Annotated in this window: 14 protein-coding genes; 5 read left to right on the top strand and 9 right to left on the bottom strand. The window is 39.2% G+C overall.

Translation table 11 applies throughout. The features are described 5' to 3' along the window. The first annotated feature begins 35 nt into the window (after positions 1-35). Entirely contained in the window at positions 36-830 is a 795-nt protein-coding gene (gene epsC, locus LV92_RS09635; RefSeq protein ID WP_111623427.1) for a serine O-acetyltransferase EpsC, read from the top strand. Next, positions 820-1,704: a cysteine synthase CysM gene (gene cysM / locus LV92_RS09630; protein WP_111623426.1), complete on the top strand. Its 885-nt coding sequence runs from the start codon at positions 820-822 to the stop codon at positions 1,702-1,704. The genes epsC and cysM overlap by 11 nt, the downstream gene beginning before the upstream one ends. A gap of 21 nt (positions 1,705-1,725) precedes the next feature. Here the strand turns inward: cysM and corA are convergent, their stop codons facing one another. Both corA and truA read right to left on the bottom strand, forming a co-directional pair. Beyond that, complete coding sequence (corA, locus tag LV92_RS09625; RefSeq protein WP_111623425.1) at positions 1,726-2,820, bottom strand: magnesium/cobalt transporter CorA; 1,095 nt, start codon at positions 2,818-2,820, stop codon at positions 1,726-1,728. A 139-nt stretch (positions 2,821-2,959) separates the two neighbouring features. Beyond that, entirely contained in the window at positions 2,960-3,745 is a 786-nt protein-coding gene (gene truA / locus LV92_RS09620) for a tRNA pseudouridine(38-40) synthase TruA (protein ID WP_111623620.1), read from the bottom strand. A gap of 253 nt (positions 3,746-3,998) precedes the next feature. Between truA and LV92_RS09615 the strand changes: the two genes are divergently transcribed. Further along, complete coding sequence (locus tag LV92_RS09615; RefSeq protein WP_111623424.1) at positions 3,999-4,481, top strand: hypothetical protein; 483 nt, start codon at positions 3,999-4,001, stop codon at positions 4,479-4,481. 13 nt (positions 4,482-4,494) lie between these two features. Here LV92_RS09615 and LV92_RS09610 read toward each other — a convergent pair whose 3' ends face one another. After that, positions 4,495-5,964, bottom strand: a complete 1,470-nt coding sequence (locus LV92_RS09610; protein ID WP_111623423.1) for a magnesium chelatase — start codon at positions 5,962-5,964, stop codon at positions 4,495-4,497. 83 nt (positions 5,965-6,047) lie between these two features. Next, positions 6,048-7,190: a vWA domain-containing protein gene (locus tag LV92_RS09605; RefSeq protein WP_111623422.1), complete on the bottom strand. Its 1,143-nt coding sequence runs from the start codon at positions 7,188-7,190 to the stop codon at positions 6,048-6,050. Positions 7,191-7,267: 77 nt separating this feature from the next. Here LV92_RS09605 and LV92_RS09600 point away from each other — a divergent pair, with 77 nt between their 5' ends. Both LV92_RS09600 and LV92_RS09595 read left to right on the top strand, forming a co-directional pair. After that, entirely contained in the window at positions 7,268-8,083 is an 816-nt protein-coding gene (locus LV92_RS09600; RefSeq protein WP_111623421.1) for a DUF1853 family protein, read from the top strand. Positions 8,084-8,210: 127 nt separating this feature from the next. Next, a complete protein-coding gene (locus LV92_RS09595; RefSeq protein ID WP_111623420.1) occupies positions 8,211-8,600 on the top strand; it encodes a hypothetical protein in 390 nt (129 codons plus the stop codon). A gap of 116 nt (positions 8,601-8,716) precedes the next feature. On the opposite strand, the gene LV92_RS09590 is transcribed toward LV92_RS09595, so the two are convergent. The 5 genes from LV92_RS09590 to hisH form a co-directional block, all read right to left on the bottom strand. Continuing rightward, positions 8,717-10,129 carry a Gfo/Idh/MocA family protein gene (locus LV92_RS09590; protein ID WP_111623419.1) on the bottom strand — a complete coding sequence of 471 codons (1,413 nt, stop codon included), beginning with the start codon at positions 10,127-10,129 and terminating at the stop codon, positions 8,717-8,719. Positions 10,130-10,257: 128 nt separating this feature from the next. Continuing rightward, entirely contained in the window at positions 10,258-10,878 is a 621-nt protein-coding gene (gene hisIE, locus LV92_RS09585) for a bifunctional phosphoribosyl-AMP cyclohydrolase/phosphoribosyl-ATP diphosphatase HisIE (RefSeq protein WP_111623619.1), read from the bottom strand. A gap of 21 nt (positions 10,879-10,899) precedes the next feature. Next, entirely contained in the window at positions 10,900-11,655 is a 756-nt protein-coding gene (gene hisF / locus LV92_RS09580) for an imidazole glycerol phosphate synthase subunit HisF (protein ID WP_111623418.1), read from the bottom strand. 96 nt (positions 11,656-11,751) lie between these two features. Continuing rightward, the gene (gene hisA / locus LV92_RS09575) at positions 11,752-12,480 is read right to left on the bottom strand and encodes a 1-(5-phosphoribosyl)-5-[(5-phosphoribosylamino)methylideneamino]imidazole-4-carboxamide isomerase (RefSeq protein ID WP_111623417.1); all 729 of its coding nucleotides are present in this window, start codon (positions 12,478-12,480) and stop codon (positions 11,752-11,754) included. A 33-nt stretch (positions 12,481-12,513) separates the two neighbouring features. Continuing rightward, a complete protein-coding gene (gene hisH / locus LV92_RS09570) occupies positions 12,514-13,110 on the bottom strand; it encodes an imidazole glycerol phosphate synthase subunit HisH (protein WP_111623416.1) in 597 nt (198 codons plus the stop codon). Between the last annotated feature and the right edge of the window lie 11 nt (positions 13,111-13,121).

The following is a 13,121-nucleotide window of genomic DNA, read 5'->3' as shown; positions in this document are numbered from 1 at the left end:
AATGGTTAATTTTGAATGTATAATCAAAAGTGCAAATGGATAAAGCATCTATAATAAAGAATATTAAGGAACATAAAAATCAGCCCAACCTGAGGTTCGAACTTAAGGAAAGAACTGAATCATTTACCAACCGTTTGTTTTATACCCTGTTCGATATAGATACTCCGGTCGATGAAAATCTGGATCTATTGGAACAGGAATTTGATGCATTGGTAAATTTGGCCTGTTGGCAGGTAGACAAACCTTGCCAAAGGGTTTGGGCGAATTTTGTAGTGCGCCTGCCAGAAATTCTTGAAAAATTGAATTTGGATGCCGAGGCCATTGTAAATTGCGATCCTGCTTCCCTATCTATAGAAGAGGTGTACATGGCCTACCCTGGTTTTTATGCCATTGCTATCTACAGGCTTGCCCATGAACTTTATAAAGATGGCTTTCCTTTGGTTCCCAGATTAATGACGGAATATGCACATAGACAGACGGGTGTGGACATTAACCCGGGGGCCCAAATAGGAAAATCCTTTTTCATTGATCATGCCACAGGTGTGGTCATTGGTGAAACCGCAGTAATTAAAAATAATGTAAAAATCTATCAAGGGGTAACCTTGGGAGCTTTATATGTTGCCAAAAAACTGCAAAAAACAAAGCGTCACCCCACCATTGAAAACAATGTTACCATATATGCCAATGCCACTATCCTTGGAGGGGATACCGTGATCGGGGAAAATTCCATAATTGGCGGAAATGCATGGATCACAGAATCTGTGCCTGCCAATTCCACCGTTTATCATTCTCCAATAATTAAAATAAAAACCTTACCGCATGTCTCATAGTATTTTGGATATTATAGGGAACACTCCCTTGGTAATATCAAAAGCAATCAACACCAATCCCAAGGTTAAACTTTTTTTTAAGTTGGAAGGAAATAATCCCGGAGGAAGCGTAAAGGATCGTGCAGCCCTTAATATGATAAAAGGCGGTTTGGAAAGGGGTGATTTTGATGCCAACTCCAAATTGATAGAGGCTACCAGTGGAAATACTGGTATTGCTTTGGCCATGATAGCAGGAATTTATGGGTTGGATATAGAACTGGTAATGCCCGAAAATTCCACAAAGGAAAGAGTACAGACCATGAAGGCCTATGGGGCCAAGGTAACCCTTACCCCTGCCGATGTAGGTATTGAGGGAGCTAGGGACTATGCCGAACTAAAGGTGAAAGAAGAAGGTTACATCATGATCAACCAATTTTCCAATGATGATAACTGGAAGGCACATTATATAAGTACCGGTCCGGAGATTTGGAAGGATACCCAAGGGGAAATTACCCATTTTGTGTCGTCTATGGGTACCACTGGGACTATAATGGGTACATCCACTTTTTTGAAGGAAACGAATTCCAAGATTCAAATTGTTGGGGTGCAACCAGCCGATGAGGCCAAAATTCCAGGTATTCGCAAATGGCCCCAAGAATACCTCCCTAAAATTTTTAATCCCAAGAAAGTGGACACTGTTATGGAGGTTACCGAGCAGGAAGCTAGGGATATGGCCAAGCGATTGGCGAAAGAAGAAGGTATTTTTGCAGGTATGAGCAGTGGTGGCGCTGCCGCTGCCGCAGTGAAATTGGCCGAAAGTTTGGAGGAGGGTGTTATTGTTTCTATTGTATGCGATCGTGGGGACCGTTATCTTTCCTCGGATCTGTTCGATTAATTGTATCCATTTAGTTCGAAACTACAGCCACCCCTTCTTTTTAAAATAAAATAGAAGGCCGATAAAGATTGCTATCATGAGCCCCCAAACATAGAAGTATCCATTCGGGTATTTCAATTCTGGGATATATTCAAAATTCATTCCATATACCCCAACAATAAAGGTGAGAGGGATGAAAATAGTGGCCATAATGGTCAGTACTTTCATTACCTCGTTCATTTTATTGCTAATGTTGCTCATGTACATCTCCATGAGGCTCATGGACATTTCCCTTAAAATATTTAGGCTTTCGTTTATTTCTATACAATGGTCCAAGGCATCCCTTAAAAATAATTTGGTGTCTTTCGTTATTAGGTCATGTTCACTATCTATTAATTTGTGGACCAACTCCTTCATAGGATAGATATACCTTCTAATCCTTAGGACTTCCTTTTTCAGGTCTTGGATGGCATGGGCCGTTTTGGGACTTGGGTTTTCATATACTTCTTCCTCCAGAAGGTCTATTTTGTGATTAATATTTTCGAGCACCACAAAATAATTATCTATTATGGCGTCCAGAAGTGTAAAAAATAGGTAGTCGGCGGGCTTGCTTCTTATTCGCCCAGTTTTGGCCCTTACCCTTTCCCTAATACTATTGAAAACATCATCAGGCATTTCCTGAAAAACAAGAACAGTATTTTTCATTAAAACAATGGCCACATGTTCCGCAACCAATTCATTGTTCTCATCCAAATAGAGCATTTTAAATGCCCCAAAAATATAGTCACTGTATTCGTCTATTTTTGCCCGTTGATGTGTGTTTACAGCATCCTCAATAGTCAGGGGGTTAAGAGAAAAGGCCCTGCCTAGATTTTCTATAAATTTCTCGTCACTTATTCCGATTACATTGATCCAGGAAATTGAAGGAGAAGCTTGGAAGGCAACGATTTTATCAAAGTTCTCTGAAGTGTATACATCAAAGCCCGATTCTATTACCCCATTTTCATCATACTCTAGAACATTGATCGTACTCTTGGCTCCTTCCCTATTTCCTAGGTAGGTTACTGTTCCGGGAGCCTTCCCGGTTTTGGCGAGTCTTTTTGATTGTCTTCTGTGTGTGGATTTTTTTTTGGCCATTGGTTGGAATCTTAAGAATACTCTTGCTTTAATTCTGTTATTTGCACTAATTTATACATTCCAGACCGTCCAAGAATCAACTCCTGGAAAATTTATGTTATTTTTTTTGAATTTTTACTCATAGGTAATGGGATTGCTACTATTGGAACTGTAGATGATTTAGCAATAGCCCAGAGCCTGGGGCAACATATGTCAATACAGTATTGTTTTCCTTTTTCAATGATTCTTTAATGTCCATTACTGTAAGTTCTCCCTTGCCCACTTGAATCAAAGCCCCCATTATCATCCTAATCTGATATCTCATAAAGCCTTCTCCCGTAATATGCAGGGCGTAACTTACTTCCGGAAAAAAATTAGCCGTCAATATTTCGTTTCTTTTTATTTCACATGATTCTATAGTCCTGAGCACTTTTGTATTGGGCTGAAGTCGCGCCGTATAGGATGAAAAATCATGGGTGCCAATAAAAAGTCGGGCACAATTAGTCATTAAATCGACATCTAATTCGTCTATGATGTTTGCCAAAAACGGCGCGCAAAAGGGGTGGTTTTTTTGACCAAAGGAAAAAAGATATACGTATTCCTTCAGTTTGCTTTCTTGTATGATATTGAAGTTTTCATTGACCTGATCTATACTGATGATACGAATATCCGGGGGTAGGTTTGCATTAAAATCGCGCATAAATACCTGAAGGTCTTCTAGAGGTTCCTTATCCACAAATAATTCGAAGGCCGTGTTTAAGGCAGATACTTTAGCATCTGTACGTCCGGCTCCCAGGATCTTGAATTTGGAATTGGGCAAAACAAATTTTAAGGTCTTTACCAGCATACCCTCCACCGTTTTTTGATTTGGTTGCTTTTGCCAGCCGCTATAGCGAAAGCCCAAAAATTGAACATGAATTAAATAGTAAAAACGAGGTGTTTGCATCTGGTTTATATTTTTTATCATTAAATCCGAACAAACCCTAAACTAAGCAAGTATAGGGAAGGTCGGATTTATGTTTGGTCCTAGAACGTATTTTAAAATGGGATTGTTATAAGTTCATCGTGCTTTTAGGTACTTCGTCCAAGCCGCCTTTTTTCTATCTTATATTTCTATATATTCAACGAAAATTTCACCGAGGTTCAAGAATTAAGTTGTAATTATGTTGAAAATTGTCCTATAATCTTAAACCGTAATTATGGAAAATTCCGTTAAAAGAACCACTCCTAAACTTATTATTGTCCTTACCATTGTATCAATGCTATCCTTAATAATCCTTGGTTTTTATAGCATGTATGGAAATACCTTTATATTCAATAGGTTCGAGAGTTATATTTTTCCATTTTTGACAATGATCCACTTTCTTTATTTGTATGTACTATGGTTTAAGATAACGGAAATGGAATATCCTGATATGATCATGAAAAATATTGAGTATGTCATGTACGCTATCTTATTGGTTTATGGATATAATATTTATGAAACTTTTTTAATACTTGGTTCCCAAAATGAATTTCAGGACCATGTTATTCCAAGTTCTTTCGTTCCCATGGGTATCTTGATTATTGCGCTACAAACCTTATTGGTCCTACTAACTGTTTGGTCCTTTGTCATTAGAAAACGGATAGTAGGCATATATGATTTTGATTACTTAAATAATCACATTGATGCCTGGGAGTAAAAAAAGCTATATTTTACAATCCTCTTATAAAACTGCCGTAAACGTCTTTTATCTGATACCCTGTAGTATATCGCTGCTTACTTAATTTTTTATGGGCAACAAGTCCCCACAACAGCAATTCCTTTAGAAAATAAGTGTCTTCCTTTTTAATATCAGGTTGGTGTTTTACCACCAATTGTTGAAGTGGGATAATACTATCCAGCTTTTCCTTATATTCCTTGTCGGTAGCATCATCCAACAAATCAAAGCCTTCCCCATCAAAAAACCAACTTACCAATTCATCATAAGGACCTTCGGCATCCTTGCGTTCCAATTTATCTATCTTTGGGAAATAATTTAGGAAGAGGGACTTCACTGCATCTTCTATCAATATCTCTGCAACACTGCCGGAACCTTCCTGTTCCCCTTCATAAACCAATTCTATCTTACCGATAATAGAGGGAATAACCCCCATAAAATCGCTCAGTCTTATCATTGTTGTTTCTTGACCATTCTTCAGCACCCTTCGCTCAGCGGTACTCATTAGATTTTCGAATGAAGTTATACTCATCCTGGCGCTAATACCACTTTTGGCATCTACATATTCACTTTCCCTTGCTTCCCTGCTTATTTGTTCCAAAAGATCTTTTGCCAAATCCGGGACATAAATGGCCTCAGTTTGGCGTTTGTCCAATTTGGATTCCTGTTCAGTAATTTTACGCGCGGTTTCAATGTCCTCGGGATAGTGCGTTAAAATCTGGGACCCTATCCTATCTTTTAATGGGGTTACAATACTACCCCTATTGGTATAATCTTCAGGGTTCGCTGTAAATACAAATTGTAGGTCCAAAGGCAATCGAAGCTTAAAACCCCTGATTTGAATGTCCCCTTCCTGTAAGATATTAAAAAGGGAGACTTGTATCCTTGCTTGTAGATCCGGTAGTTCATTGATTACAAAAATACAACGGTTGGCACGGGGGATCATTCCAAAGTGTATAACCCTGTCATCTGCATAGGACAGCTTTAGGTTTGCAGCTTTGATAGGATCAACATCACCAATTAAATCGGCTACCGTAACATCCGGTGTAGCCAATTTTTCATAGAATCGATCACTTCTGTGCAGCCAGGAAATGGGTGTTAGGTCACCGTGTTCCTTAATGGTTTCTATAGCAAAGCGTGAGATTGGGCTTAAGGGGTCATCATTTATTTCCGAACCGGTGACTATTGGAATATACTCGTCCAATAAATTTACCATTAGCCTTGCCAAACGCGTTTTAGCTTGGCCCCTAAGCCCCAGTAGATTAATGTTGTGCCTGGATAATATAGCTCTTTCCAGTTCCGGCACTACAGAATTTTCGTAGCCCCAAACCCCGGGAAATGTAATTTCATCCGACTTTATTTTGTCAATAAGATTTGCCCTTAACTCATCCTTTATTTTTATTGTTTTGTATCCTGCCTTTCTAAGTTCCCCTAGATTGGTAATTTCCTTATGATTCAATTTCATCTGTAAATATTTATATTTTGGTCTCCCTGTTTATATAGTTTATCAGGGAATGGTGCCTAACAGCTTGTGCCTTTTTTTGTTATTTATCCCTTTAATCTTTTTCTCCTATTTTGTTCGTAATCCTCAAAAATCATTTCACCAAGTCCCTTTAAGCCGGTAAAGAAGGCCTTTCCCTTATTGGCTTCCGTAAAATGCCTCACAAATTGCGTTAAATACGGGTCCTTGGCAATCATAAAAGTGGTTATTGGGATATGGAGCTTTCTGGCCTGTCTGGCCATGTTGTAGCATTTCTCTACGATATAATCATCCAAGCCCACACTATTTTTATAATAGGTGCCATCAGCCAATCTAATACAACTGGGTTTGCCATCGGTTATCATAAAAATCTGTTTGTTCGTATTTCGCTTTCTACGGAGCATGTCCATTGCCAATTGCAATCCGGCAACGGTATTGGTATGATAGGGCCCTACTTTTAGATAAGGCAGATCCTTTATTGGAATGGGCCAGGCATCGTTGCCAAAAACCAGAATCTCCAAAGTGTCTTTCGGATATCGGGTGGTAATAAGTTCTGCCAAGGCCATAGCTACCTTTTTGGCAGGCGTAATGCGGTCCTCACCATAGAGTATCATACTATGGCTAATATCGATCATTAAGACCGTGCTCATTTGAGCTTTGAATTGGGTGTCCTCTACCACCAAATCCTCTTCGCTTAAATGGAAATTACCGATTCCATGGTTTATCTGGGCATTTTTTAAACTCTCGGTCATGGAAATTCGCTCTAAACTATCGCCAAATCTATATTCCCTGAATTCTCCCATATGTTCATCCCCCCTGCCCGATAAGCCGGTTTTATGATTGCCCGAACCACTGCGCTTTATCTTGCCGAAAATTTGATTCAGGGCCGCTTGCCTAATAATCCGTTCCATTTTGGCAGTTATGGACAAATCCGCCTTTTGTCCGCCGGAACCATCACTATCACCTTCTTTTGGTTCCTCTCTCAGAAACCCTTTGGCTTTAAGATCTTCTATAAAATCATCAATGGTATAATTCTCATCAGTAAGTTCGTACTCCTTGTCCAACTCCCTTAACCAATCCAAAGCCTCATCCACATCTCCCGAAGTATGCGTAATCAGTTCCTTGAAAATATCAAAAAGCTTTTCGAAAGGAGTTTGCTCGGGGGCTTCATAGTTGGAAAATCGAAACCCTTTTCTTTTATTAATAGCCATACTATAAAATTACTTAATTTGGTCTAGACCATTTCCATTTTAAAGAAAACTTAACGCTTTACCTATCTTAGTACCGTTTGGATCATAAAAACCTTTCATATTACAACGCATTTTTTAAAACTCCTTCACTTTGGACCGGGGAATTGGACGGTTTGAAGCAATTTGTATTTCCAGAAATATATTTTGAAAATTTGGATATGGGGTCCATACCCTCAAATGTACGGTTAGGACATAAAATAGAGCATATTTTTCTAAAGCTGATCCAACATTCAAGGCAATACAAAGTTATAGCGCACAACATTCCCATAAGGAAAGAAAAAGTAAGTTTAGGAGAAATAGATTTCTTATTGCAAGATATTGATAGTAAACGATTTATACATATTGAACTTACCTATAAGTTTTATGTAATATCTGAGGAGGCAACAAATATTGCGAGCCAATTGATAGGCCCCAACCAACGCGATTCTTTTCAAGCCAAGAAGAAAAGGATTATAAATCATCAAATTCCACTTTTAAAGACACCTGAAGCCTCAACTGTATTACAAGGGTTTAATATAACGCCTTCGGAACTATTGCATCAGGTCTGTTTTAAATCCCAATTATTTGTCCCTTTTATGAAGCAGAATATGGATCTGGCCCCTTTTAATTCCAATTGTATTAGTGGCAGGTGGATGCCTTTCCGAAAATTTAAGTCCCCTTTGTTTTTTGAAAACCAATATTATTTACCGACCAAGCAGGAATGGCTTCTAGAGCCACATCATAGGGTTAATTGGCTAGGCCATAATGATATACTAGATTTGATTTCGATTGGATTGGAAAATAAAAACTCGCCATTATTATGGATGAAATCATCTGATTTTACCATTGAAAAACTTTTCATTGTTTGGTGGTAAAACCTATGAAAATTTGAAGGAAATAAGGGAGGCTATAACCTGTGTAAAAATAATAGAAATGAAATAGGCCAGCAATATTGGGATTAAAGTTTCGTTTTCTTTAAACAAATCTAAAAATCCCGCACCTATGAAAAAAGTTTATTTGTTGTTCTTTTCATTGTTTGTTTATTCCATAGCCCAGGCAAAGGACGATTGTGAATTAGTTTATTCTACCGCTTCCTATGCCCTTAATCATGCCAAAAGCGCATTGAAGGCGAATAACTATGATCATCAGAAATTCTATTCAGGTAAGGCCTTGGAGTCCTATGAAAAACTTTTTAAGCTATTGGAAGGCAGTCAATGTGAAGGCCTTTCGGAAAAAGTGCAGGACATTATAGCCGATGCCTTAAAGGCTGCGGACCCTGCGGATTGGGATAGAGGACGTTATTACAGTAAAAAAGTATTCACAAGTACCCAGGACCTGATCAGCTATATGGATGGTAGGACCGAGGTTGCAGGAATAGACAGTACAGAGTAACTTTTTGGGTCTAGTACCCCTCCCTATATCAATGAAAAAGTCATTGTATACTTGGACCAAATAATATTGGGTTGATCTGGTATAGAATGACTTTTTATTATTATTCTGAAGTGCTTTTAGCTGACAATATCCAAAGGCGCAGTGGTTTTCCAATTGCCCCTGGTAAAATCCGGAAACTCTTGAGGAGCACCGTTTTGAGCTACGGATACCTCGCTCAAAGTACCTACAGCACTCCAATAACAACCTTCGTATACGTTCTGATCTAATGGTAGGCCATTGCGTAGGCACTCGATGATTCGGTACCTCATTATAAAGTCCATTCCACCATGTCCGCCCATTTTGGTAGCCAATTCTCCCAAGCGCACGTACAATGGATGTTCGTATTTTTCATAAATCTTTTGCAATTGCTCGCCTTCTGCCCATTCGTGGTGGCTATCCGGACCGCCTTCTACCCCGCCTTCCAAGGCAATTCTGGTCGGGAAACCTGCCAGAATTCCTTTTGTTCCTTGAATCATATTGTGTCTGGTATAGGGTCTGGGGCTTGTTTCGTCCCATTGTACCATAATAGTCCTACCCATGTTTGTTTTTACAATGGATGTATTTATATCCCCTCCTTTAAAGTCCAACTTATTCCATTTGTGGTCTGCTGGAAAATTCTTGGCGGCGTATAGATTTCGTCCTTTGCCAGGAGAAGAAAAGGAGTTTATGAATTTAAAATTATCTTCTCCTCTGGCTAAATTCATATACTGGGCAACCGGTCCCAATCCATGTGTAGGATATAGATTGCCATCGCGGTTTGCATAATGATAGGTGCGCCATGAACCCGTGCCACGCTCAACTTCGTTCATTTGCCCTCTTAACTCATGTATATAGGACGCTTCCCCGTGCAGCAACTCCCCAATAACACCTTTTCGGCACATATTTAGGTAGAGTAGTTCTTCCCTGCCGTAGTTGACGTTTTCCATCATCATACAATGCTTTTGGGTTTTTTCGGAGGTATCCACAATATCCCACATTTCCTGGATGGTAAGTGCCAGAGGAACTTCAACAAAAACATGGGCCCCGCTATTCATAGCTTCAATGGCCATAGGCGCATGCAATTTCCATGGGGTACAAACAAAAACGGCATCTGGCTTTTCCTTTTTCAACATCTTTTTCCAGTCGTTCTCCCCCTCGGTGTACAGGTTTATCTTCTTATGTCTAGTACCCCCACCGTTCTCCTTGCATATATTTGCCGATTTTTCGGCGAGATCTTGGTACAAATCACTGATTGCTACTACTTCTGTTCCCTCAATGGCCGCAATCTGTTGTGCATGCCCAGACCCCCGGGCACCTACACCAATGAAAGCGCATTTTACAGTCTCCAATTTAGGAGCAGAAAATCCGCCCATATAGTTGGCGTTAGATAAAGGTGCTAGAATATTATGCGGGTTGTTGCCAATGATTGAATTTGACCATGCCGGGGTCATTGCCAAACCCATACCAGCAATGGATGTTTTTCTCAGAAAATCTCTCCTATTTGATTTCATAGCCTATGCTCTTATTAATGTTAATTGATTAATCCTTGTGATTTTTGAAGATAAGTTAATTTTTTTTACAAAAAAAAACCAATTTGGAAATTACACAAATTTTAAGGCATATGAAAAATATCCGTAAATCAATGCCGAGACTTCAGAACATTAACAATGTCCTGAAGTTTAAATCCCTTGGCCTGCAGCAATATTAGGTAATGGAACAAAAGATCGGCGCTTTCATCCTTAAACAGCTGGTCGTTATCGTCTTTGGCTTCAATTACGACCTCTACGGCCTCTTCCCCTACTTTCTGGGCAACTTTATTGATGCCGCTCTTAAATAGAGAGGAAACATAGCTAGGTTTTGTTCCTTCTGGAATCTCTATTTTTCCCTCAGCTTGTTCTTTTCTGTTTTGAATAATATTTTCCAATTCAGAAATAAACCCAAAGGAAGTATTGTTATCTTCGCCCCAACAGGTATCGGTTCCTTTGTGGCATGTTGGCCCAACAGGATTTACCATGATCAATAGGGTGTCATTGTCACAATCGAGTTTAATATCCACTAGATTCAAAAAATTTCCGCTTTCCTCCCCTTTGGTCCATAATCTTTCTTTAGTGCGACTAAAGAAGGTTACTTTACGGCTATCTAATGTTTTTTGATAAGCTTCTTGGTTCATATACCCGAGCATTAGTACATTTTTGGTAATTGCATCCTGTACTATGGCCGGGACAAGGTCATCGTTATTTTTATTAAAGTCTATGTTCATAATTTTGGATTCCATAAGGTTTTATAATCTAACCGGTATATTATTTCTTTTTAACTCTTCTTTCAAGTCTTTAATTTCGATTTCCTTAAAGTGAAAAACGCTTGCCGCCAAAGCAGCGTCTGCCTTGCCTTCTATAAATGTATCCGTGAAATGTTGCATATTTCCTGCTCCGCCCGATGCTATTATTGGAATATTCAATTCGGTGGATAATTTGGCCAAAGCTTCGTTGGCAAATCCGTCCTTAGTGCCATCATGGTTCATGGAAGTAAACAGGATTTCTCCTGCCCCTCGAGTTTCCACTTCCTTTGCCCAGGTAAAAAGATTTAGTTCTGTGGGGACCTTCCCTCCTACCAAATGTACTATCCATTCCCCATCTATTTGTTTGGCATCTATGGCTACAACTATACATTGGGAGCCAAATTTGGCTACGAGGTCATTGATCAATTGAGGATTTTTTACAGCCGATGAATTTATGGATACTTTATCCGCTCCGTTGTGTAGCAAAATATCTACATCTTCCACGGAAGAAATACCACCTCCTACAGTAAACGGAATATTGACTTTTTCAGCAACGCGCAGCACTAAATCGGCCAATGTTCTCCTCCTCTCCTCGGTAGCGGAAATATCAAGGAAAACAAGCTCGTCAGCTCCGGTTTTGGCATAGATTTCTGCTAGTTCCACAGGGTCTCCTGCATCTCGCAGATCTACGAAGTTTATCCCTTTTACCGTTCTACCGTTTTTAATATCCAAACAAGGGATTATTCTTTTTGTTAACATTGGGTACTTTTATTTGTGTCTTTGGAGATGAATCCAGTTAATATCTTCAATGCTATTACTAGCTTGTCCCCATTATACTACAACAGGATTTATTGGTTAAATATCGAGAATAAATTTTTCCAACTGTTTTAAACTAATTCTATTTTCATAAATGGCCTTCCCAATTATGGTTCCCTCACAACCCAACTCGGCCAATTTAGGGAGTTCCTCAAAAGTTGAAATACCGCCACTGGCAATCAACAATAATTTAGGCCCGCATTCTTCTAAAATTTTACGGTACAAATTAAAGGAAGGGCCTTCCAACATACCATCTTTGCTGATATCGGTACAGATAACCCCTCTGATTCCTTCTTTTTGATACCCTTGGATAAAGGGAACCAGCTCCTCCTTGGATTCTTCCATCCAACCGGATACAGCCACCATCTCATCCTTGGCATCTGCTCCTAGAATAATTTTCTCCGGACCGTATTTGTTGATCCAAGAGATAAAGGTTTCCCTGTCTTTTACAGCAATACTTCCTCCTGTAATTTGATTGGCTCCACTTTCAAACGCTATCCTTAGATCTACATCGGTCTTAAGTCCACCCCCGAAATCAATTTTTAAGTTGGTATTGGAGGCTATTTTTTCCAGCACTTTATGATTTACAATGTGCTTGGATTTGGCACCGTCCAAATCTACTAAATGTAGGTATTCTATCCCATGGGCTTCAAACTCCTTTGCCACCTCCAAGGGATTCTCATTGTAAATCTTCTTGGTATCGTAATCTCCCTTGGAAAGTCTAACACATTTTCCTTCAATGATATCTATTGCAGGTATTATTCTCATTTTTGTTTTTATTAAATACCAATTGGTATTTATTTATACTGGGGTCTCTATAGTTTCGATAAAATTTCTAAGAATCTGCTCCCCTACCTCACTGCTCTTTTCCGGGTGGAATTGAGTTCCATAAAAATTATCTTTTTTTAAAGCGGCACTATATCCCAAACCATATTCTGCTTCGGCTATGGTCTCTTCGCATAATGGGGCATAAAAACTGTGCACTAAATAAATATGCTCTTTTTCTTTGACGTTCTTGAATAAATCGGATTTCAAATTGGTAATTTGATTCCATCCAATTTGTGGAACTTTTACCTCTTTGGAAAATTTAATCACATCTACATCAAAAATACCAAGGCCCTGTGTATCTCCTTCTTCCGAGGAATGACACATTAATTGCATCCCGAGGCAAATTCCCAATACCGGCTGTGTTAATTTGGGTATGATTTGGTCCAATTTACTTTCGCGTAATTTTTTCATGGCACTGCTGGCTTCTCCCACACCCGGAAAAATAACTTTATCCGCTGCCATGATCTCATCTGCAGCCTTGCTCAAGATAGCTTCGTATCCCAAGCGTTGAAAGGCAAATTTAATGCTCTGTATATTTCCAGCTCCGTAATCTATAATTACTATTTTCATTTTCTTTGTCC

It is taken from the genome of Arenibacter echinorum, assembly GCF_003259375.1.
Taxonomy (GTDB): Bacteria; Bacteroidota; Bacteroidia; order Flavobacteriales; family Flavobacteriaceae; genus Arenibacter; species Arenibacter echinorum.
Note: the sequence above shows the minus strand (reverse complement) of the source record. Positions and strands in the feature narration are given on the sequence as shown.